Source organism: Pedobacter metabolipauper (genome assembly GCF_004362715.1).
Classification (GTDB): Bacteria; Bacteroidota; Bacteroidia; order Sphingobacteriales; family Sphingobacteriaceae; genus Pedobacter; species Pedobacter metabolipauper.
Genome location: NZ_SNYC01000007.1, coordinates 243,228 through 266,452, shown reverse-complemented (window position 1 = coordinate 266,452; position 23,225 = coordinate 243,228). Strand labels below are relative to the sequence as shown.

The window sequence follows — 23,225 nt, the reverse complement described above, 5'->3', positions numbered from 1 at the left end:
GATTGATGCCGAATCAACGTACTTTTTCAAATGAATTGTTAAAACGCTCTTTTCTCTTATAATTTACGATCTCCTATTCAGTAAGCAGCAAATTCATTCTGTAAATGATTATTAATGCCCATACTGCCCCATAAAACGGCTAAACATCACTACAGGTATTCTTTTTTCAAGTAAATGCAATTAAGTTGTAAACTTATTTCACATTTTATTACAAATGCAACAATATTGCTTTTATATTTGCAGGCAGATTAACCGGTTGGCTAATCTATAAGACACCATATGTGTATTTGAAACCGCATTCAATAAAAAAGATCCATGAAAATGAGTTTAAAATCAGAGAAGTTAGATCAGCTGGGCATGACCGCCTCTATCGCCTGTGCCATACATTGTGCCGCTTTGCCTTTTTTAATCGGTACCCTCCCATTGCTGGGATTAAGTTTCCTTGCAGACAGCTGGGTAGAGATCACTATGATTTGTCTGTCACTGGCCATAGGCGTTTATTCATTGAGTGTGTCTTATCCAAAGCATAAAAAGAAAATACCATTGATCGTGCTCATTGCCGGGTTTGTACTGATCGGGGCCGGGCATTACCTGGCAGAAGATCTCGAAGCCGTATTGATCCCGCTTGGCGGGTTTACCATTGCAGCAGCCCATCTGATCAACTGGAGGTACAGCCGTAATTGTTCACATACAAATTAACACAACAGTAGCAAATACTTTACAGGATTGGTAGCTGCAATATTATGGCATGTACTACTTTTGTAACTAACCGATTAACATGAACAAAAAGCTAATTTTTGGACTGATATTATTAGGCATAAGTGTGCTTAACCCGGGTTGTAAACACGAGCAGGTTAATGGTAAATCATTGTATATAAAGTACCTGAAAAGCCACATTAGAAAATAAGAAACCCATATGATCTCATTAAAATCCGTTTCTCACAGCTATAGTAACCAACATCGAATTGGGTTTAAAGACTGGCAGATCAAAGATGGGGAACAATGGCTGCTTCTGGGTGCATCGGGTAGCGGAAAAACGACATTACTCCATATTCTTACCGGTATATTAAAGCCGGAACAAGGTGATGTAATGATCAATGAAACTGCAATATATGGCTTATCGTCAAAAAAGCTGGATCAGTTTAGAGGCCGCAACATCGGGATCATCTTTCAGCGTCCCCATTTAATAAAGAGTTTGACGATATCTGAAAACCTGGTTATGGCGCAAAGTTTTGCCAAGCTGCCTACCGATCTTGTTCGTGTAAATGAAGTTTTAACCTCATTGGGAATTGCAGATAAGAAAAATGCCTATCCCAGTGAGCTGAGTCAGGGTCAGTTGCAGCGTGTATCTATTGCCCGCGCAGTGATCAATAAACCAGCATTGCTGATTGCCGACGAACCCACCTCAAGTTTAGACGACCAGAATGCAGCAGCTGTGCTATCGCTTTTGATGGAGCAATCGGGCTTAAACCAGGCAACACTGGTGGTTGCCACACACGACAAAAGAGTGAAGGATGCATTTACAAATACCTACGAATTATCATGAGTCCTTTAAAGATTAGCTGGAAAAGCTTATGGTCTAAACCATTATCTTCTGCGTTGAACATCTTGCTGATCGCCTTTGGCACAGGCATATTGACCATCTTATTACTGGCCTCCAAACAGATCAGCGATAAACTGGAGAATAACTCTAAAGACATAGACCTGGTTGTAGGTGCAAAAGGGAGTCCGCTGCAGCTGATACTAAGCAGTATATACTACATTGATTTTCCAACAGGAAACATACCATTAAAAGAAGCTACCGAATTGGCGCACAATCCATTGGTAAAAAAGGCCGTTCCATTAGCTCTGGGTGATAATTACAATGGCATCCGTATAGTGGGTACAGACAGCAATTTCGTTGGCATCTATAAACTGACGCTCAGTGAAGGTAAATTCTGGCATGACGACTTCGAAACTACCATCGGATCTACGGTTGCTGCAACACAAAAATTAAACATCGGTGATACCTTTTATGGGGCACACGGGCTTACCGGAAGTACTGATGTACATAAAGACCATCAGTACCGTGTTGCCGGCATTCTTGCTCCGCAGGGAAATGTAACCGATAACCTGATCCTAACCAATATATCAAGCATCTGGGGTATGCACGAAGAACCCGGAGAACGTGAACACCATCATGAAGAACCGAGAGAGCTTACTTCACTGCTGATCCAATACCGGTCGCCAATGTCTGTGGTATTGTTTCCCCGCATGGTTAATGAATCTACAAATATGCAGGCTGCCTCTCCTGCCCAGGAAAGCACCCGGCTATTTTCTCTGATTGGCGTGGGGATAGATACCCTGCAGTGGTTTGCTGTACTGATCATGCTAATTGCTGCAATTAGTGTATTTGTAAACCTTTACAATTCACTCAAGGAGCGCAATTACGACCTGGCCATTATGCGGACACTGGGTGCATCGAGAAGTAAATTATTTGTCATAGTAATTGCAGAAGGCATCATGCTCACCCTGGCTGGTACCTTAGCTGGAATTGCATTAGGTCACCTGGCACTGCAGTTTATAGGAAGCTACCAGGAAAGCAGTCAGGCACGGTTAAGCGGACTAGTTTTACTTTGGGATGAAATTTATTTGTTTGCTGCTGGCCTTGCAATTGGTATATTTGCTAGTGTTATACCTGGAATTCAGGCTTACCGGTCAAATATTTCAAAGATCTTATCTAAGAACTAACAGGTAGTGCCGAAGCAAACTGAGGATAGATCAGTTCTTAATCCAGCTTTAATACGAAAGATTGTGAGATATGATTAAGTGAGGCACGTCAGCTAAAGCGCAGATACAGACTCTTAAAAAACCGGTTAACAATAACGATTAATACGATAAACATGAAAAAAATAATCTTTGTCTTTTTACTATTTACAGGCTTTGCTGTTAAAGCTCAGCACAATCCTGATGATCAGATCATGTCTGACAACTGGGATGTTGTTGGAAGTGTAGACTTTAAAATTGTTAAGGATGTAGAGATGTATGCCATTTTTAACGACAATATAAAGAAGCATGCCAATAAGACTTTTGAACTGGAAGGCTATATTGTTCCGATCAAAGACGGAATGAAACAAACCAAGTTCATGCTGTCTACCCTCCCAATCAACCAGTGTTTTTATTGTGGTAAGAACGGTGTGCCGATCATGGTGCTGGTAGAATTGGCAGAACCGATCAAGTTTACCTATCAAACAGTTACCGTTAAGGGAATATTAAAGTTAAATGCTGGCAATGCAATGGATAATCCGCCAATATCATTAGTAGCAGCAAAGTCAATATAATGAAGCAGGATCCGATAAATATACTCCGCGAACACGATTTAAAACATACGAAGCAACGGGTACGGGTACTGGAAGAAATTGCGCTGGATCCTTTTGCAATCTCTCAGCCGGAACTTGAAAAGAAATTAGGGAAAGAAATAGACCGGGTAACCCTTTACAGGATATTAAATATCTACGAAGATAAAGGCATTTTACACCGGATCATGGATCTGAACGGAACGGCTAATTATGCGATATGTTCTTCAGCTTGTACAGAACACCACCACCATGATGAGCATGTACATTTCAACTGTACCAGCTGCTCAAAGATCTACTGCCTGGAAGTAAATGTTCCGAGAATAAAAATGCCGGGTGGTTTTACTGCATCCAGCGTTACTTCAACCGCATATGGCATCTGTGAAAAATGCAATGTCAAATCAGTAGTTCAAAATTAAGAACGAAAATATAGGATATAAAAAAAACCAATCTTATAGATTGGTTTTTTTTATATCCGGTAATTATTAATGACCAGAATGGCCATCAGCACCATGTGCATGACCATGACTTAATTCGTCCTGGGTAGCTTCACGTACTGCTAAAATTTTACCGGCAAATATTAAGTTCTTACCAGCCATAGGGTGGTTCAGATCTACAGAAACCGTATCCTCACCAATTGCGGTAACACCAGCTCTGAAATGATTGCCTTGATTGTCCTGTAATGGAATAACATCACCTACAGCAGGCAGTTCCACTTCTTTAAACATATCTTTTGGCAAATCAGCATAAGCTCCCGGATCTAATTCACCGTAACCATCAGCTGCAGTAAGCTCAAAGCTATATTCATCACCTACATTTAAACCGGTCAAATGTTCTTCAAATTTTGGAAGCATCATTCCTGTACCATATAGAAATACTAATGCATTTTCTTCATCGGCTTTCTCTACAAAAACTTGCTGTCCTTCTTCATTAGTCGTATGCAATTCGTACGTTAATGATACTACTGTATTGGGTTTAATACTCATTATGATGTTATTTAGTTATCAATTGTAATGCTTCATCTACCGTAGATACGGGCAACTGGCATGCTTTATTTCGGCAAATATAGATTTTTGTTTCAATGCTTTGCTTATCTTTTAACAAAGGAAGATCAGAATTTGTTCCCCACAAGGTAATTTTATTCGGAATGTAATGCCTGTTCAACGCTCTTTTGGCATCGCTGATATCCGCTCCTGTAATCGCAATTTCATTGATACCGAAGATCTCATCCATCAGCTGAATGGCCCAGTTTGAGTACGCAGACCCATAGGTCTTAATTTGAGGATAAACTGCAGCAAGCATCGCTGCTGCCTTATTGATATAGTTATCGTTATCAAAAATAAGACCCAGCTTATTTAAATTCTGGGCCATTGCAGAATTTGAAGACGGAATCACATTGTCCATGATCTCATGCTTACGTGCAATTAAAGCCTCGCCTGTACCGGATGTGTAGAAGAACATTGGAGTATTCGGATCTTCAAAATTCAGGATCACATAATCCGTTAACCGTTTGGCCTCCAACAGCCATTGCTCATCAAAATCTGACTGATAAAGTGCGATTAATGCATCAATAAAAAACGCATAATCATCTAAAAATCCGCTTATAGAAGCTTTACCATTTTTAAAGTTCCGATATAGACCACCGTCAGCAGTGGCAAGGTTCTTTAAAATAAAGTCTGCTGCTCGTTTAGCCAAATCGTAATAATGTTCATTTTCAAAACGGACCGCACTTTCTGCAAGACCTTTAATAGCCATAGCATTCCAGGCTGTGAGGCATTTATCATCCAGTCCGGGTCTGATCCTTTTGCTGCGTTCTTCCAGCAATTTAGCCTTAGCAGTTCTTATTTTTTGCTGAAGCTCCAGAACAGTAATGCCTTTAACCCCGGCATATTCCTCTTCACTAAACTTATTGAGCAGAATATTCGTTTCTTCCTCCTCCCAGTTACCATGTTCGGTAACATGAAAATAATCTAACAGCAGATCTGCATCTTCTGCAACAACAGCCTCAAACTCTGATTTAGCCCACACATAGAATTTACCTTCAACACCTTCACTGTCTGCATCTAACGCAGAGTAAAACAAACCTTCCGGAGAAGTCATCTCCCTTTCAAGCCAGGCTATCGTCTCTTCAGCAACTTCTTTAAATAATGAAGACCTGGTGTATTGGAAAGCTTCAGCATATAAACTGATCAGCTGACCGTTATCGTATAACATTTTCTCAAAGTGAGGCACATGCCAGTTCCCATCCACAGAATATCGTGCAAAACCACCACCTATATGATCATAAATACCGCCCATGGCCATCTTTTCCAACGTCATTAAAGCCGAAACATGGGTTGCATCATCTTCCATCAAATGGCTAAACCGCAGCATAAACTGCCAGTTATTGGGCAACGGGAATTTGGGCGCCCGGTTATATCCGCCTTCAGCCATATCAAAATATCGTTTCCAGGGATCGATGATTTCTGTTAGATTTTCCCTGGTATAGGTCTTACCAGTAACCCCAGGGACTATTTTCTCGGCATTGTCAATCCCCTCAGTAAGGCGGTCTGCATATTGTTTTGCTTTATCGGGTTCATTGGTCCATAGATCGGATACACTGAGTAAAACATTGATCCAATCTTCCTTTTTAAAGTAAGTACCACCATAAACCGGCCGCTGATCGGGCAAGCAAATGCAATTTAAAGGCCATCCACCGCTACCGGTCATCAGTTGTATAGCCAGCATATAGATCTGATCAATATCTGGCCGCTCTTCCCGGTCAACCTTAATACAAATAAAATGACGGTTCATAACCTCAGCTACCTCGAAGTTTTCGAAAGATTCGCGCTCCATCACATGGCACCAATGGCATGCAGAGTAACCAATGCTCACGAGGATTAGCTTGTTCTCATCTTTTGCTTTTTGTAAAGCTTCAGGGCCCCATTCATACCAGTTTACAGGATTATAGGCATGCTGCAATAAATAAGGAGAAGAGGCTTTAATTAAACTGTTAGGTTCCGTATTCATAGTATAAAGATAAAAAGATAAGTTGTACTTTTACCGTACAACCCTTGTGCCATGAAGATCACCCATATCGAAATTTACCGGTTTAGTATACCTATAGAGCCATTTGTTATTGCAACAGGAACAATGTATTTCGCTCAAAATGTGCTCATTAGAATCTATACCGATACGGGTATCCATGGTGTTGGAGAATGTTCTGCATTTCCAATGATCGTAGGTGAAACGCAGGAAACTTGCATAGCTATGGCAAAAGACTTTGCAAAGATCCTGATTGGAAAAGATCCGCTGGACATTCCAGAACGGATGAACGACTTACTGGGCCACGCTGCACATAACAGCACCATAAAAAGTGCATTTGATATTGCATTGTTCGATATCGCAGCGAAAAATGAAAAATTGCCGTTATATCGATATCTCGGCGGACAAAAACGAAGTATAGAAACAGACATTACTATAGGTATTGATACGCCGGATCACATGGCTGCCACAGCCATAAAGTTTAAATCAAATGGCTGTAATCTAATCAAGATCAAACTCGGTAAAGATGCACATGAAGATGTAGAACGGGTACGCCGGATCAGGGAAGCCGTTGGCCCGGAGATGATCCTTCGCCTGGATGCAAACCAGGGCTGGAGTTTTGACGAAGCCTTATTTGCGCTCGGCGCGATAGCCCCCTACGATATCCAATTTTGTGAACAGCCAATGCGTACCTGGTATGACGACAGATTACCCGAGCTGTGTGCAAATTCTCCGGTAAAAATAATGGCCGATGAAAGTTGCTACAACCACCATGATGCACGTAAACTGATCAACAGCAACTCCTGTGAATACCTGAACATCAAATTTTCAAAATCTGGCGGAATACTGGAAGCGCAAAAGATCCACGAGGTTGCACTTCAAACCGGAACAAAATGCATGATGGGCGGAATGCTAGAAAGCAGGATTGCATTAAGTGCAAGCATGCATTTTGCATTGGCCAGTCCCAATGTTACCTTTTTTGATATGGACTCTTGCCTGCTGGGACATTTAATTGATCCGGTAATAGGCGGAATTAGTTATAATGGGTACATCATTGATATATCAGACGAACCAGGCATTGGAGCCGACGCAGATCCTGAATTCCTGGAAACCTGTGAGAAATGGGTAATTAATTAAGCATCTCATCATTCATATTATCGAATCAGCATTCGGTCAAATGCTAAACTGTCGCCGTTAAGCGTTAAAATCAACCACATGATTAATTCCTGATATTTTAGCTTTATCAGAATGCTGCCAAAAATGCCATTTCGTGGCCTTGCTTATCTTTAATTTTGATTGGTAGTAATGTGCAATCCATAACGGATAGTCTTCAAAATGCCCCTGCAGGTAGTCTTTATAAAAGGATAGCCCGGTATAAATGATCGGCTTTACCCCTGTTTTCTTTTCAATATGCCTGACAAAATCTCTAAGCTCAATTCTCATTTTCGATGCCGGCACACCATTCAGTTCTTCCACGTCAACTACAGGGGGAAGATCGCCAGCCTCAAACTTAACCGTTTGCAGAAAGAATTTGGCTTGCCATGCTCCTGATTTCTTAGGCCGGAAATAATGGTAAGCTCCACAGATGATCCCAGCTTTAGGAGCCTCCCGCCAATTGCGCTGAAAATAAGGATCTACATTGAACATTCCTTCGGTAGCCTTTATGAATGCAAAATTGATCTTTACATCATCCTCTTTCATAGCCTTTACCTTTTTCCAGTCTATCTTACCCTGGTAATAGGAAACATCAATACCATGAATGGAGTAATTTTTAGGGATGCGGATATCAAAACTACTGTAAGTTCTATAATTGGGATCTTCTCCCCAATCCTTAACCCAACGCCAGGTAGAAGTAAAACCTTTTATAATATAACCATAGTACAGCGGAGACAGCAACACAAGCAACACCCCGGCAATCAGGAATTTCACCTGCATTGGCAAACCTTTACGTTTTACCTGTTTTTTCCTCGCAATGGGCTTTTTACGGGGTATAGAAGTTTTTCTGGGGATTGGTGTTCGTTTCGGTGCTGGCGCCATGTGATCACAAAAATACAAAGTTGACAGGTATGCATCCAAATAAAAAAGTCAAAGTGTTTTGATCTATGGGGATTTAGAAATAAAATCCGGATGTCGATAAAACACTTTGACTTTTTTAATAATTTACCAAAAAACAAGTAACTATTTACTCAATTCAGCATAATATTTATGGAACAATGGCAGCGTTTCAATTCCTTTATAATAATTGAAAATGTCATATTTTTCATTTGGTGAGTGCAATGCATCACTATCCAAACCAAATCCGAACAATACCGATTTAATACCCAGGGCACTTTCAAATAAAGCAACAATTGGAATACTTCCACCGCCACGCGTAGGGATAGGCTTTTTACCAAAAGACTCTTCGATGGCTTGTTCAGCAGCACGATAGGCAACGCTGTCTGTAGGCGTAACTACTGGTTCACCGCCATGATGTGCTGTAACCTTAACTTTTACAAAATCAGGAGCTATACTTTCAAAATGCTTTCTGAAGATTTCAGAGATCTCTTCAGAGCTTTGATGCGGAACAAGGCGCATGGAAATTTTAGCATTGGCTTTAGAAGGCAACACAGTCTTAGCACCCTCACCAATATAACCGCCCCAGATCCCATTTACTTCCAATGTAGGCCTTGTACCAGTACGTTCTAACGTAGAATATCCCTTTTCTCCCCACTCAGCGGCAATATCAAGATCTTTTTTATACACCTCCAGATCAAAAGGAGCAGCATTTAATGCTTCTTTTTCGCCGTCAGTCAGTTCAGTCACTTTATCATAAAATGCAGGAATGGTAATGTGATTGTTCTCATCGTGCAGAGAAGCGATCATTTTACATAAAATGGTAATTGGATTGGCAACAGCCCCACCATAAACACCGGAGTGCAGATCCCGGTTAGGACCAACAACTTCAACCTCCATATAAGCTAAACCACGTAATCCAGTTTCAATAGAAGGGTTTTCCATACTGATCATCGAGGTATCAGAGATCAATACCACGTCTGCCTTTAAGCGTTCTGTATTTGCATTGACAAAAATACCCAGGTTTGCAGAACCAACTTCCTCTTCACCTTCAATCATGAATTTCACATTACAAGCCAGGGTATTGGTTTGCATCATGAGTTCAAAAGCCTTTACATGCATATAAAATTGCCCTTTATCATCACACGCACCACGGGCATAGATCTTACCATCGCGAACAGTAGGTTCAAAAGGTGGTGTTTTCCAAAGCTCCAGCGGATCAGCAGGCTGAACATCATAATGACCATAGATCAATACGGTAGGCAATGCCGGATCGATGATCTTTTCGCCATAAACGATGGGATATCCCGCCGTTTCACAAATTTCTACCTGGTCTGCACCAGCATCTTTAAGCTTTTGAGCTACAAAGTCGGCAGTTTTAAGCACATCGTCCTTATATTTCGGGTCTGCGCTAACCGATGGGAAACGCAACAATTCAAACAGCTCATCTAAAAAACGCTGTTTGTTTTCTTCTACATATTTTTTGATCTCTTGCATAACAAATGATTACTAAGGTATTTAAAACAGATTTTTTTTATAATGTGTAAAAAAACGAAATTTAATCTATAGCTCTAACACCACTACTTAAATAGTCTATTCTACATTTTTGTAAAAAAAGATGTTCAAATTACGGGGATAAAACTAGACAAATAATTCTAATTCTTGAAAACATTAACTATCTATCGCACTTAAAATCGTACAGCCAACAAGTTTAAAAAGCGTTAAACTTGTCATGATATATCAAAAACACACAAGGGTATCTAACTGTATAAGAGTAATATATGAATTATTTTATTTTGCTTTAATCCAAAATATTAAGTACATTTGTATTGTGAAACAAGTAAAGTCAAATACAGATTCAAAAAAACGAATATCCAATTTCGTTAATCCCTTCATCAAAATGATAGAGGATAAGAAACGTATTGCTGAAACACTTAAAGAAGGTAAGTCATTATCTACTCTTAAAGAAATAAGTTTTGTCAAGCCTATATGATATAACTGATGATGATCAGGGATATCATTTTGTCAACGCTTCCGGTGATCAATATAATGTCTATATAATAGTTTACTATTTGCTCGATCCTGACGGCGAAGAAGAAGATTTTGTACCTATTTATTCCATTGGATTTAATTGCATCAGACGTGAACCAAATCAACAACACCGATTTGATAATAAAACAAAAAAGACCATTTTAAGGATCTACTCAGATTTTATGGGCAATAACCCAGATGGTGCATTTATATATATATGTGATAACTCTGATGATCGGGAACGAGCAAGACGGATAACATTTGGTCGGTGGTTTAGTGAAGAGAATGAAGGTGACATATATGAACGGCACATATCACATGTTACCCATCTTGATGCAAACTGGTATAGTTGTCTGGTAGTTGCATTAAATAATCCTTTAAAGGACCGCATTGTAAGGGCATATAAATACACCATTAAAATCACCTTTCAACGTATAGGAGATAATTAATAATGGCAACTTAACTGAAGTTCCAATCCGGTCTAGCTAAATATTTATAATCCTGCTCACACTCTATTAAAAAACATTGTGGCTTGTTCATCATTTTCTTTTTTACAAATCATGATTGATCTGTCTCAAGTCAAACATAAGTAACAAGTTGGCAAGTAACTAACTTGTTTAAAAGAAAATTATCTCCACATTAACCACCCCGTAAACTATTAGATGCACAAAGTACAACTGCTGAAAAAGATTGGATGTAATTGACTTAGTATTTATAAACATATTCCATTAGAAACTTAGAATTTCTTACTTTTGTAAATTAGAAATTGAACAGAATTTCAAGAGCACCATTAAACAGCAGGAACGGATTTTGGATTATTTAGCAGGTTTAAACCCACAACAGCGCGCAGCAGTAGAGAACACACAAGGACCGGCAATGATTGTTGCAGGTGCTGGTTCTGGTAAAACACGCGTAATTACCTACAGAGTAGCATATTTAATTGAAAAAGGTGTAGATCCTTTTAATATCCTGGTATTGACCTTTACCAATAAAGCTTCAAAGGATATGCGTGAGCGGATCATGAAGGTAGTTGGAGCCGAAGCTAAAAATATCTGGATGGGTACTTTTCACTCCGTATTTGCAAAAATATTAAGGGTAGAAGCAGAGAAAATAGGCTATCCGTCAAACTTTACCATTTACGATACCGACGATAGTAAAAGCCTGATCCGGTCTATCCTGAGGGAAATGCAGCTAGATGATAAATTGTACAATGCCAATTTTGTGTACAACAGGATCTCTTCCGCAAAAAATAACCTGATATCTTATTCAGAATATCTGGAAAGTGCAGAGATCCAGGCCGAGGATGCAGGGAATAAACGCCCGCTTCTCGGAAGCATTTACGAAACCTATACCAAGCGCTGCTTTAAAGCAGGAGCGATGGATTTTGACGACTTGTTGTTCAAAACGAATGTTTTGCTTAAAAACCATCCGGATGTGTTGAACAAATATCAGCAGAAATTTAAATACCTGATGGTAGATGAGTACCAGGATACAAACTTTTCACAGTACACCATCGTTAAAAAGATGGCCGCTGCATATCAGAATATATGTGTGGTGGGTGACGATGCACAGAGTATCTACGCATTCAGGGGTGCCAATATCCAGAACATCCTGAACTTTGAACGCGATTATCCGGACCTTAAAGTATATAAATTAGAACAGAACTACCGGTCTACACAAAACATAGTACAGGTAGCCAACAGTATCATTGCAAACAATAAGAACCAGCTGAAAAAAAATGTATTTTCTGAGAATGAAGCGGGCGACCGGATTAAGGTTCAGCGTGCATTTACAGACAATGAAGAAGGTAAGCTGGTTGCAGAATCCATTATACAGGAACGTACCTCTAAAGGTTATAACCACAATGATTTTGCCATCTTATACAGAACCAATGCCCAGTCAAGGGCCATGGAAGAGGCACTGAGAAAGCTGAACGTACCCTATAAGATCTATGGCGGTCTTTCATTTTATCAGCGTAAAGAGATCAAAGATCTGATCGCCTATTTTAGGCTAACCTTTAATCCTAGTGATGAAGAAGCTATAAAAAGGGTGATCAATTATCCCAGACGTGGTTTGGGTGATACCACGGTAGAAAAAATTATAGTTGCCGCAGATAAACATGACATTACCATGTGGCAGGTCATCTGTAACCCGCAGCAGTATATAGAAGGACGGATTGCAAATCAGTTAAATGATTTTGCCATGCTCATCCAAAGCTTTGCCGCAGAGTCGAAAAAGCTGGATGCTTATGAAACGGCATTATACATCTCACAACACTCCGGGATATTAAAAGAGCTGCATACCGATGATAGCATTGAAGGCCGGAGCCGGTATGAAAATATACAGGAACTTCTGAACGGGATCAAAGAATTTGCAGAACGTGAAGATATAGAAGACCGCAGTCTGGCTATATTTATGCAGGATATTGCACTGTTAACCAATGACGACAGACAGGACGATAAAGAAAAAGATACGGTTTCACTAATGACGATCCACTCTGCAAAGGGCCTGGAGTTTAAAAATGTTTTCGTTGTTGGACTGGAAGAAAACCTGTTCCCTTCGCAAATGAGCTTGAATTCCAGAACAGACCTGGAAGAAGAACGCCGTCTGTTCTATGTAGCCATTACCAGGGCAGAAAAGAAACTTACCCTTACCTACTCTACGTCCAGGTACAGATGGGGAACGCTGACAAACTGTGAACCCAGCCGCTTTATCAATGAGATCAACGCCCGTTACTTGGAAATTGAAGTCGTAAAACCGGCAAAGAGCAATTTAAGTGATGATAGCTTTGATCAGGAGAGAAGAACCTGGACACAACAACGCGATAGCTTTAGTAAACCAAAGCCATCTATGTCCAGCAATTCAGGATCGGGAAGTACAAGCAGTGCCCCGCCCCGTCCTAAAACCACATCATTGTTACCAAAGGCACACGTTCCTACACCAGGTTTTGCACCAGATCCGGCCAATGCATTTCAAAATGGAATGGATGTTGAGCATGAAAAGTTTGGTTTTGGAAAGATTGTAAGCCTCGAAGGCACTTTACCAGATGTAAAAGCAACGGTTTTTTTCCAGGGATTGGGTAATAAGCAGTTGTTATTAAAATTTGCTAAATTGCGAATTGTTAAATAAGACATATATTTGTTGAAACTGCACACGCTTAATCGCAATAACAGCACAATCATAGAAATAAATAAGCATGAATTTTGATTATAATACCACAAGAAACGAATTAATCCTGGCCGAATATGGCCGCAATGTACAGAACATGGTGAAGTACATTATTGAATTACCCGATCTTGAAGAACGCAATAAATATGCTCAGGCTGTTATAGACCTAATGGGATTCCTAAATCCCCATTTGCGTGATGTAGCAGACTTTAAACATAAATTATGGGATCACCTGCACATCATATCTGGTTATAAGATCGAAGTGGACAGCCCCTATCCAAAGCCAACTCCCGAAGCTGCACTGGTAAAACCACAGCACATCGGATACCCGCAGCAAAGAATTAAATACAAACATTACGGCAAAACCGTTGAAGTAATGATTGAAAAAGCTATAGCTGTTGACGAGCCGGAACGCCGTGCTGCAATGGTTCAGGGCATCGCAAATTTCATGAAAATGGCTTATGTAACCTGGAATAAAGACAGTGTAGCCGACGAAACCATTTTTAAAAACCTCCGCGAACTATCAGGCGGACAACTGGAACTTGACGACAACATTAATTTGAATAAAGTTGAGTTTAAACCGGTTGCTATTGCCAGAGCTTCAAACAACAATAACCGTGGCAGACAGCAAAACAACAATGGTGGCGGTAAAGGCAGACAAAACACCAATAATAACAACAACAATCGCCAGCAGCGCAACAATAACAATCCTAAGCAAAGACACTAATCACCATTTTTTAAAATAGATCCTTACGAATACCATGAATGCATTTGAAATAATTGGTGGAAAGAAATTAAAAGGCGAAATTCACCCACAAGGGGCTAAGAATGAAGCTTTACAAATTATTGCTGCTGTCTTATTAACCGATCAGAAGATTACGATCAGTAATATCCCTGACATTAAAGATGTAAATAAACTGATTGAACTTTTGGGTGATATGGGTGTAATAGTAGAGCGTCTGTCAAAAGACACCTATACATTTGAGGCCAAAAACATAGATCTTAAGTTCTTTCTATCGGATACCTTTAAAACAAAAGGTGGCAGCTTAAGAGGTTCTATTATGATAGTTGGCCCGCTTTTAGGCCGTTTTGGCACCGCTGCTATCCCTAAACCAGGTGGCGATAAAATTGGCAGAAGAAGATTAGATACCCACTTCCTGGGATTTGAAAAACTAGGAGCCAAATTCGTGTACGATGCCAAGAAAGAATTTTTCAACGTAGATGCAACCAACCTAAAAGGTGCTTATATCCTGCTGGATGAAGCATCCGTAACGGGAACTGCAAATATCGTAATGGCAGCCGTATTGGCTAAAGGAGTTACCACAATATACAACGCCGCTTGCGAACCCTATTTACAGCAGTTGTGCAAGATGCTTAACCGCATGGGTGCAAAAATTACTGGTGTAGGCTCTAACCTCCTTACCATTGAAGGTGTGGAGAAATTAGGCGGAACGGAACACCGGATGTTGCCGGACATGATAGAAATTGGTTCTTTCATCGGACTGGCTGCCATGACGGAATCTGAAATAACCATTAAAAATGTATGCTATTCAGAACTTGGCGTAATACCTGATGTATTTAAAAAACTGGGTATAAAGTTTGAATTACGCGGTGATGATATCTATATCCCTTCTCAAAAGCATTATGTAATTGAATCATTTATAGATGGATCCATGCTCACCATTGCAGATTCACCATGGCCTGGCTTTACACCAGATCTATTGAGTATCGTATTGGTCGTAGCTACACAGGCCAAGGGATCAGTACTGATCCACCAGAAGATGTTTGAAAGCAGGTTATTCTTTGTCGATAAATTAATTGATATGGGTGCCCAGATCATACTTTGCGATCCGCACAGGGCTACCGTAAACGGAATTAATAAAACCTATAAATTAAGAGGGATCAGTATGACCTCACCGGATATCCGTGCAGGAGTTTCCCTATTAATTGCAGCATTATCTGCAGAAGGAAAATCAACAATATTCAATATTGAACAGATTGAAAGAGGCTATCAGGACATCGATATCCGCTTACGTGCACTTGGTGCACAGATTAAGCGTGTTGAAGCATCCAGTCCGGGACATTAAACTAAAAAAAGCCAATTTAAAATTGGCTTTTTTTAGTTTAATGGTATTTTACTTTTAACTCGGTGCAAAGCAAATGCGATAGGTTAATCAATTTATGTGTATCCGCTTTACTTTTTTAATCAGAAACGTACTTAACACAATAACCTGATTACGCTGAAATCGCATTGATGATGTCATATTGAGTGATGATCTCAATCTTTCCATTGGCATCTTCAACCAGTACCGCACTATTCTCCTTATTAATTAAACCAGAGATCTTGTCGATAGAAGTATTCAGATCTACAAAAGGAAAGGTAGCAGACATGATCTCTTCAACCTTTGCCGATTTAAGTGCCGGATTCTCCATCAATGCCTTTAATATATCCCCTTCTCCCAATTTACCAACAACCATATCCTTTTGGGTGACCGGGATTTGAGAGATATTCAGCATATGCATCGTATTAATAGCCTCATTGATGGTCTTTTCACAATCAATGGTCACGATTTCTGTATTTCCTTTTTTAGCCAGGATTGTCTTCGCAGTAAGTTTCTCATCTTTTAAGAATCCCCGTTCTCTCAGCCAGTCCTCATTGTACATTTTGCCCATATACCGGCTTCCATGATCATGAAAAATTACAACAACCACATCATCAGCAGTCAACTTATCCTTCAACTGCAATAAACCGGCAATGGCCGATCCGGCAGAATTACCAACAAAAATCCCTTCTTTCCTGGCAATGTCACGGGTCATCAATGCAGCGTCCTTATCAGTCACTTTTTCAAAAAGATCGATAACGTCAAAATCAACATTCTTAGGTAGAAAATCCTCTCCAATACCCTCAGTGATATACGGATAGATCTCATTTTTATCAAGGATACCAGTTTCCTTATATTTCTTAAAAACAGAACCATAGGTATCAATACCCCATACCTTAATGTTCGGATTTTGTTCTTTTAAATATTTACCAGTACCAGAAATCGTACCGCCGGTACCCACGCCAACAACAAGATGTGTGATCTTACCCTCCGTCTGGGCCCAAATCTCAGGACCAGTTTGCTCGTAGTGTGCCTGAGAGTTCGCTAAATTATCATACTGGTTAGGTTTCCAGGAATTTGGAACCTCACGTTCAAGACGCGAAGACACCGAATAATAAGAGCGTGGATCTTCAGGCTCAACATTTGTAGGGCATACAATGACTTCCGCACCAAACGCACGCAACGCATCTACTTTTTCTTTAGACTGCTTATCTGTCGTTGTAAAAATACACTTATATCCCTTTACAATAGCGGCCATAGCCAATCCCATACCCGTATTTCCAGATGTTCCTTCAATGATCGTTCCGCCTGGCTTTAGCTTTCCGCTCTGCTCGGCATCTTCAATCATCTTAATTGCCATGCGGTCCTTTATTGAATTACCAGGATTGGTCGTTTCAATCTTTGCCAGCACGGTAGCAGGAATTGCCTTCGTAATGCTATTCAATTTTACCAGCGGTGTATTACCGATGGTCTCTAAAATATTATTGTACCACATAGCACAAAAATACAGAATGAAGATCAGAATTTCATTTTTAATTAAATATTTAAAACTTAATATTGCATATATAAATTAAACAGAATATTATTTTAATCTACTTATTTAATAGACTAAAAAGCAAACATTATATTTGAACTTAAGACAGAAGCTGATATACTTTACCCGGAAGGGAAACCAGAATTCCACGGATCTCCAGATCCAATAAATGCAGCACCAGTTTACTTTGTGGTAAGCTGGTATCCAGTAAAAGATCATCAATGCCAGCTGCTGAAGTCCTTAACCGCTTAATGATTTTTTCTTCTGCTAAAGTTAAATATACGGGTACCTCTAATGGTGCTGCCTTATTTGGAAGTACATTTGGCACTACTTCCCAGCCCAGGTAGTAAACCAGGTCTTTTGCATGGTTAATGAGTGCTGCCCGGTTCGTTTTAATGAGGAAGTTGCAGCCCTCAGAACAAAGATCGGTGGTTCTTCCAGGGAATGCATATACATCCCGGTGGTATGAATTTGCAAGATCTGCAGTGATCAGCGCACCTCCCTTCGCTGTTGCTTCAACTACTATGGTGACATCAGAAATCCCGGCAATGATCCGGTTACGCTTAGGGAAATTTTCCTTGTCGGGAATGGTCCCAATCGGGAATTCAGTCAATAACCCACCATTTAACTCCATTTTTGCTGCAATACTACGATGTATGTTGGGATAGATCCGGTCCAGGCCATGGGCCAAAATGCCTATGGTCGGTATATTTTGATGCAAACTCTCTTTATGTGCGGCAATATCAATTCCGTAAGCCAAACCGCTAACGATCATTACACCGTAAGCAGATAAAATTTCAGCCAGTTGCTTACAAAGCTGCCGGCCATATTCTGTTGCATTCCGGGTACCTACAATACTGACCATGCGGTGATGATTGAGATCAGCATTACCCCTGTAATAAAGTAATATTGGTGCATCATAACAATTCCTAAGCCTTTTCGGATACTGTTCATCGGTATAGAACAAAACATTGATCTTATATTTCCGGATCAGCTTAATCTGCTGTCCGGCCATCTTTAACGCATCATTGCTCAGAATCTGTGCTGCAGTAACCGGGCCAACACCCGGGATCTTTATTAATTCTCTCTTACTCGCTTTAAATACGGCCTCAGCAGTACCAAAGTGACTGACCAGGTTTCTGGCTGTTACATGCCCGACCGACCTAATAAAGGTTAAGGCTATTTTATGGATTAAACTCATGGGCTAAACTAGATATTTATTATTAACACAACCACCAAACAAAATTAATATACTGAAAATCAGAACTATAAATACAAACTACAAAAATAGTTTGTAAACTATAAAAATAGTAGTAACTTTAATCAACGTTAAAAAATAAGGAATGAGAGAACTTACAAAAGCAGAAGAACAGGTGATGTTGATCCTATGGGAGATTAAAGAGGGGCTGGTAAAAGAAGTTATTGACAGGATGGATCCACCAAAACCCGCATACAATACCGTATCAACTGTAATTCGTGTACTTGAAGGAAAAGGATTTATTGATCACAAGGCAATAGGAAATACACATATTTATTTTCCGATAATCACAGAAGCTGACTATAAGCACTTTGCATTTGATAAAGTGATGAACAACTACTTTGAAAATTCTTACCAAAGTCTGGTCTCCTTTCTCGTAAAAGAGAAAAATATGGACATGAATGAGCTGGACGAGTTAATTCAAATGGCAGAAAAACTTAAAAACAAGAAATGATGAGTTGGTTATATTATTTAATCGAGGCTAATATTTACCTGGCTGTATTTTATGGGTTTTATCGTTTATTTCTACATAATGAGACCTTCTATTCAGTAAACAGGTACTATCTGATTTTATGTACATTAATTTCCTTTAGTCTGCCCTTTCTGCAGATTGGATATTTCTATAACCTCTTGGGAATGGAACAGAACAGGGAAACCGACCTGAACCAAATCCCTGTGCATATGGCCGAAGCAGGCAGTGAATATGACCTCTTAAAGCTGGTATCTACTATTGCTTACCTTGCTATGGCGTCTTTTCTCGCTGTAAAATTAATGGCAAGGGTATATAAATTGATCGTGCTTGCCCTCAATGCCAAAAGAACACGGCATGACAAAGTAAACTTTGTAGAATTAAATAGTTCCGAAACCGCTTTTTCTTTTTTCAATCTCTTGTTTATTAACCCTGCCATTACGGAAAAAGAAACCATTCTAAAACATGAAATGGTACACATCAGGCAAAAACATAGCCTGGACATTCTATTTTTTGAGTTCATTCAGATCATCAACTGGTTTAATCCGGTTACTCATTTTATAAAAAAAGACATTAAACTGGTTCATGAGTACATTGCTGATGACATCACCACAAAAACTGATATTCAAAAACATGATTATGCGATGTTTTTGATCCAGAACTCTTTTGGGGTAACACCGAACCAGTTAACCAATCAAATATTCAATCAATCAATATTAAAAAGGAGAATTAACATGTTAAACCAAAAAAGATCAGGAGACCGGGCCAGGCTCAAACTCCTGCTTGTACTACCCATTGTAGGAGGAATGCTCTGCGCATCTACCATGGCATTTAGTAAAGACTACACCATGCTCGACTTGTATCCGGAGAAATACGAGGCAGTAAAGAATGTAGTTCAGGATACTGTAGTAAAGAAAAAAACAACAACCAAAAAGGAACAGGTTAAGTTTCCACCACCAAAGGTAGAGCAGGTTAAATTTCCGCCGCCAATTGTAAAGAAAAATGGACAAAGAATTCCACCACCGCCACCAATTGAGCCCAATACTAAAACAGTTAAAGGGAAACAAGTTACAGGTAAAAAAATTCCGGAACCAAAAGTAGAGCAGGTTAGGTTTCCGCCTCCAATTGTAACAAGAGATGGAGAAGAACTTCCGCCACCTCCACCTGTTGAGCCCGATTCTAAAACGATCAAAGGGAAAAAGGCATCTTCAGGGGTAAAAAAGGATCAGGTTATACTTCCGCCACCGCCACCAATAGAACCCAATTCTAAAACGGTCAAAGGAAAGGTCATACCAGGGAAGAAAAGCCCTGCAACAGGTGTAAAAAAGGACCAGGTGAAGTTTCCGCCTCCAATTGTAAAGCCGATCAAGAGAGAAGTTCCACCACCGCCAATTGAACCTAAGTCAGCCGGCAATCAATAAATTCAATTAACCAATCCATTAAATCAGGTCAGTAATAAAACCATCATTTCATTATTGACCTGATTTTTTTTGAAACAAACGCATTTCCCAATTCTAAATACATATGAATTTAAAGAACATACTATGCGGCATAATCATGCTCGTATACTTTTCTAATGGCGTTAATGCCCAAAATCAGTTGGGTAAACCCGTTGAAGAACCTGCAAAGGTCTTAGCAAATACAATGAATTGGCTTTATTACGACAGGGACTACCTCCGGTTATCAGAAGACTTTAGTGCTTTTGATCAAACATCGAAATCAATTACCAAAGGACAGTTTCTAAAGCAAATTGCAGCCGGAGGCTATCTCCCTGTAAGGCTCATTGCAAAAAATGCATCCGCTTCCTACAAACTCTATAAAATGCCGGCTACTACTGATCAGGCAACTAAGGCCGTGATCCAGGACTACGGAAAAACGCTTTATGCACATTATCAGAAGGAAGGCAAAAAATTACCCGGGTTCAATTTTATAGATTTAAATGGCAAGAAATATAATGAGACGACAACCAAAGGAAAAATAGTCGTATTTAAATTCTGGTTTGTTAAATGCCTTCCATGCAGGCAGGAAATGCCGGAACTTAACAGCTGGGTGGCAAAATATAAGAACCGCAAAGACATTCTTTTTGTAAGCCTGGCGCTTGATGATCCAAAAGCCCTTAATGCGTTTCTTAAAAAAACGAAATTTGATTATGCAGTCGTTGCTGATCAGGCCGATTATCTGGCAGACATCTTAAAAATAAACCAATTCCCAACCCATCTGATCGTGAATAAAACAGGATTGGTTGCAAAAGTTGGCGATGCTGATGTAATTCTTAAAGAACTAACCAAAGAAGCGAGCCTTTAAAAATCAATACCTCTCAGTTAGTGCCGACAGGTACTTTAAAAGTTAGTCACTAATTATAGCCGCTTAAGGATAAGATCTAAAGTAGCTTACCCAGGAATATAAACCACGTATTTGGTTTCAAAAAAATCTTCCTTAAAGTACTCAGAAAGCGGGTACAGCTGTGCCTTTAGTCTGGATTCTGCAATCTCTTCAGCCAGATCGCCTCCTTTTAAATATAAGATCCCATTTGGAATGGCATTTTTGGATTCTTTATTAAACTTATCTTTTATCCAGGGATAGAAATCAATCAACCGGGTTACTGCCCTGGATACTACAAAATCGTACTTATCAGTAACCTGCTCTGCTCTCAAATGGCTTGCTTTAACATTCGTTAAACCCAAAGCTTCAGCAACTTCAGTAACTACTTTGATCTTCTTACCTATGGAATCAACCAGGTGAAACTGGGTATCCGGGAACAGAATGGCCAATGGGATCCCAGGAAAACCTCCTCCCGTACCTACATCAAGAACCCGCTCTCCTGGTTTAAACGTACAAAATTTAGCAATACCAAGAGAATGCAGGATGTGCCTTTCATAAAGTTCTTCGATATCCTTTCTGGAAATCACATTGATTTGCGCATTCCAAAAACTATACAGATCATATAACTGATCAAACTGACTAACCTGTTTTTCAGTCAGGCCTTTAAAATATTCCTGAATTAATGCTGATTTTATCTCCACTGTATTTTTTTAACAAATATAGAAACTACACCATTAAACACCAGAAAAATGAATAATAGTATATCCAATAACGGAAACCACCACCTCAGATTACCACAATTCAGCCGTTTAAGAAGCCTCGGATAAACAAAGCACCTAACGATGATACTTATCCCCAGCACAGCCAGTGCAGGATATAAAGTAGCCTTAAAACAGATTAAAATGATAAAGAATGCATAAAATAAGAACTGGATGATGATCTGTGCCGAAAGAATGAACTTGTGTTTCGGCTTATATAGCTTTCCCGCTCCAAAATGACGTTTCTTTTGTTTCAGGTAACTTTTAAGGCTGGTATTAGGAACACTCCAAACCTGCGCATCCTTATGAAACTGGATGGCCGTATTTACAGCGTTTGCATTCGCATTTACGAAGAGATCATCATCACCAGAAGGAATATGTATGTGTGCTGCAAAGCCTTTATTCTTAAAAAAAAGTGACTTTTTATAAGCCATATTTCTGCCAACCCCCATGTAAGGCATCCCTTTGATTGCAAATGAAAGGTAATTAACGGCGGTAAAAAAGGTCTCGAAACGGATCAGGGCATTTAATATCCCCCATTTTTTCTGATATGGAGAATAACCCAAAACAATTTCTGTACGGTCATCAGCAGGCTGCTGCATGCCTGTTAACCAATCCTTTGAAGCCGGGAGACAATCTGCATCGGTAAATACCAGCCATTCATTAGAAGCTGCTTTTATGCCCATTGTGATCGCAAACTTTTTACCTGCAATGAACTTCTCTCCTTCTGATACAGTCACTATTTTAAGTCGCGCATAGGTTTTAGAAAACTCTTCCAGCAAGTCAGCAGTTCCATCCCATGACCGGTCATTGACCACAACAACTTCAAAATCAGGGTAATTTTGTTCGAGAACAGCAGGAAGATATTCTTGTAAATTCTTCAATTCATTCCGGGCGCTGATGATCACACTAATTGGCTTTCTACCACGATCTGGCATAGGCTCTACTTTAATCAGCGCCAGTTTCAAATGAATAAAAAGACTGAAATATAGCTGTATTAAGAAACAAAAGATTAAGGCGCCGAACAGGCAGTTCTCTAATAAGGTTAAATCCACGATGTATTTTTGTAGCCGCCAAATTTCCGATTTTTAATCTGTAATGTACGGTTATGTTGATAAAAAATTTAGAGCGTAAATAGCTGGTTTTTTGCTACTTTTGCCCAGATTTTTGAA

21 protein-coding genes are annotated in these 23,225 nt (G+C 39.7%); 13 read left to right on the top strand and 8 right to left on the bottom strand.

What is annotated here, in order from left to right:
* The first annotated feature begins 321 nt into the window (after positions 1-321).
* The 5 genes from ATK78_RS19870 to ATK78_RS19850 all read left to right on the top strand — a co-directional run bounded on the left by ATK78_RS19870 (position 322) and on the right by ATK78_RS19850 (position 3,754).
* The gene (locus ATK78_RS19870) at positions 322-699 is read left to right on the top strand and encodes a MerC domain-containing protein (protein ID WP_243732583.1); all 378 of its coding nucleotides are present in this window, start codon (positions 322-324) and stop codon (positions 697-699) included.
* Positions 700-916: 217 nt separating this feature from the next.
* On the top strand, positions 917-1,546 hold the full coding sequence (locus tag ATK78_RS19865; RefSeq protein ID WP_133577877.1) for an ABC transporter ATP-binding protein: 630 nt from the start codon (positions 917-919) through the stop codon (positions 1,544-1,546).
* Positions 1,543-2,730, top strand: coding sequence for an ABC transporter permease (locus ATK78_RS19860; protein WP_133577876.1), 1,188 nt, complete (start codon positions 1,543-1,545; stop codon positions 2,728-2,730). The genes ATK78_RS19865 and ATK78_RS19860 overlap by 4 nt, the downstream gene beginning before the upstream one ends.
* Positions 2,731-2,882: 152 nt before the next feature.
* On the top strand, positions 2,883-3,320 hold the full coding sequence (locus tag ATK78_RS19855; RefSeq protein WP_133577875.1) for a hypothetical protein: 438 nt from the start codon (positions 2,883-2,885) through the stop codon (positions 3,318-3,320).
* A complete protein-coding gene (locus ATK78_RS19850; RefSeq protein ID WP_133577874.1) occupies positions 3,320-3,754 on the top strand; it encodes a Fur family transcriptional regulator in 435 nt (144 codons plus the stop codon). Before ATK78_RS19855 ends, ATK78_RS19850 begins: the two co-directional genes overlap by 1 nt.
* A 66-nt stretch (positions 3,755-3,820) precedes the next feature.
* Here ATK78_RS19850 and ATK78_RS19845 read toward each other — a convergent pair whose 3' ends face one another.
* The gene (locus tag ATK78_RS19845; protein WP_133577873.1) at positions 3,821-4,321 is read right to left on the bottom strand and encodes an FKBP-type peptidyl-prolyl cis-trans isomerase; all 501 of its coding nucleotides are present in this window, start codon (positions 4,319-4,321) and stop codon (positions 3,821-3,823) included.
* 7 nt (positions 4,322-4,328) lie between these two features.
* A complete protein-coding gene (locus ATK78_RS19840) occupies positions 4,329-6,344 on the bottom strand; it encodes a thioredoxin domain-containing protein (protein WP_133577872.1) in 2,016 nt (671 codons plus the stop codon).
* Between the two features lie 51 nt (positions 6,345-6,395).
* Between ATK78_RS19840 and ATK78_RS19835 the strand changes: the two genes are divergently transcribed.
* Positions 6,396-7,496: a mandelate racemase/muconate lactonizing enzyme family protein gene (locus ATK78_RS19835; protein ID WP_133577871.1), complete on the top strand. Its 1,101-nt coding sequence runs from the start codon at positions 6,396-6,398 to the stop codon at positions 7,494-7,496.
* Between the two features lie 57 nt (positions 7,497-7,553).
* On the opposite strand, the gene ATK78_RS19830 is transcribed toward ATK78_RS19835, so the two are convergent.
* Positions 7,554-8,396, bottom strand: a complete 843-nt coding sequence (locus ATK78_RS19830; RefSeq protein WP_243732582.1) for a glycoside hydrolase family 25 protein — start codon at positions 8,394-8,396, stop codon at positions 7,554-7,556.
* Positions 8,397-8,537: 141 nt separating this feature from the next.
* On the bottom strand, positions 8,538-9,908 hold the full coding sequence (locus ATK78_RS19825; RefSeq protein ID WP_133577870.1) for a dipeptidase: 1,371 nt from the start codon (positions 9,906-9,908) through the stop codon (positions 8,538-8,540).
* 479 nt (positions 9,909-10,387) lie between these two features.
* Here ATK78_RS19825 and ATK78_RS19820 point away from each other — a divergent pair, with 479 nt between their 5' ends.
* From ATK78_RS19820 to murA, 4 genes are all read left to right on the top strand, one after another.
* On the top strand, positions 10,388-10,891 hold the full coding sequence (locus ATK78_RS19820; RefSeq protein WP_133577869.1) for a DUF6169 family protein: 504 nt from the start codon (positions 10,388-10,390) through the stop codon (positions 10,889-10,891).
* Between the two features lie 361 nt (positions 10,892-11,252).
* Positions 11,253-13,571, top strand: coding sequence for an ATP-dependent helicase (locus tag ATK78_RS19815; RefSeq protein WP_133577868.1), 2,319 nt, complete (start codon positions 11,253-11,255; stop codon positions 13,569-13,571).
* A 67-nt stretch (positions 13,572-13,638) separates the two neighbouring features.
* Positions 13,639-14,337, top strand: coding sequence for a DUF4290 domain-containing protein (locus ATK78_RS19810; protein ID WP_133577867.1), 699 nt, complete (start codon positions 13,639-13,641; stop codon positions 14,335-14,337).
* 34 nt (positions 14,338-14,371) lie between these two features.
* The gene (gene murA, locus ATK78_RS19805; protein WP_133577866.1) at positions 14,372-15,697 is read left to right on the top strand and encodes a UDP-N-acetylglucosamine 1-carboxyvinyltransferase; all 1,326 of its coding nucleotides are present in this window, start codon (positions 14,372-14,374) and stop codon (positions 15,695-15,697) included.
* 148 nt (positions 15,698-15,845) lie between these two features.
* Here murA and ATK78_RS19800 read toward each other — a convergent pair whose 3' ends face one another.
* Both ATK78_RS19800 and dprA read right to left on the bottom strand, forming a co-directional pair.
* Positions 15,846-17,207, bottom strand: coding sequence for a pyridoxal-phosphate dependent enzyme (locus ATK78_RS19800; RefSeq protein WP_133577865.1), 1,362 nt, complete (start codon positions 17,205-17,207; stop codon positions 15,846-15,848).
* A 139-nt stretch (positions 17,208-17,346) separates the two neighbouring features.
* Positions 17,347-18,447 (bottom strand): DNA-processing protein DprA, encoded by a 1,101-nt coding sequence (gene dprA / locus ATK78_RS19795; protein ID WP_133577864.1) that lies wholly within the window; start codon positions 18,445-18,447, stop codon positions 17,347-17,349.
* A gap of 142 nt (positions 18,448-18,589) precedes the next feature.
* Here dprA and ATK78_RS19790 point away from each other — a divergent pair, with 142 nt between their 5' ends.
* The 3 genes from ATK78_RS19790 to ATK78_RS19780 all read left to right on the top strand — a co-directional run bounded on the left by ATK78_RS19790 (position 18,590) and on the right by ATK78_RS19780 (position 21,277).
* Complete coding sequence (locus ATK78_RS19790) at positions 18,590-18,958, top strand: BlaI/MecI/CopY family transcriptional regulator (protein ID WP_133577863.1); 369 nt, start codon at positions 18,590-18,592, stop codon at positions 18,956-18,958.
* A gap of 182 nt (positions 18,959-19,140) precedes the next feature.
* Positions 19,141-20,394 (top strand): M56 family metallopeptidase, encoded by a 1,254-nt coding sequence (locus ATK78_RS19785; RefSeq protein ID WP_166664924.1) that lies wholly within the window; start codon positions 19,141-19,143, stop codon positions 20,392-20,394.
* Between the two features lie 103 nt (positions 20,395-20,497).
* Entirely contained in the window at positions 20,498-21,277 is a 780-nt protein-coding gene (locus tag ATK78_RS19780; RefSeq protein ID WP_133577861.1) for a TlpA family protein disulfide reductase, read from the top strand.
* Positions 21,278-21,363: 86 nt separating this feature from the next.
* Here ATK78_RS19780 and rsmG read toward each other — a convergent pair whose 3' ends face one another.
* Both rsmG and ATK78_RS19770 read right to left on the bottom strand, forming a co-directional pair.
* Positions 21,364-21,996, bottom strand: coding sequence for a 16S rRNA (guanine(527)-N(7))-methyltransferase RsmG (rsmG, locus tag ATK78_RS19775; RefSeq protein ID WP_133577860.1), 633 nt, complete (start codon positions 21,994-21,996; stop codon positions 21,364-21,366).
* Positions 21,987-22,991 carry a glycosyltransferase gene (locus ATK78_RS19770; protein WP_243732581.1) on the bottom strand — a complete coding sequence of 335 codons (1,005 nt, stop codon included), beginning with the start codon at positions 22,989-22,991 and terminating at the stop codon, positions 21,987-21,989. Before ATK78_RS19770 ends, rsmG begins: the two co-directional genes overlap by 10 nt.
* Positions 22,992-23,225: the final 234 nt, after the last annotated feature.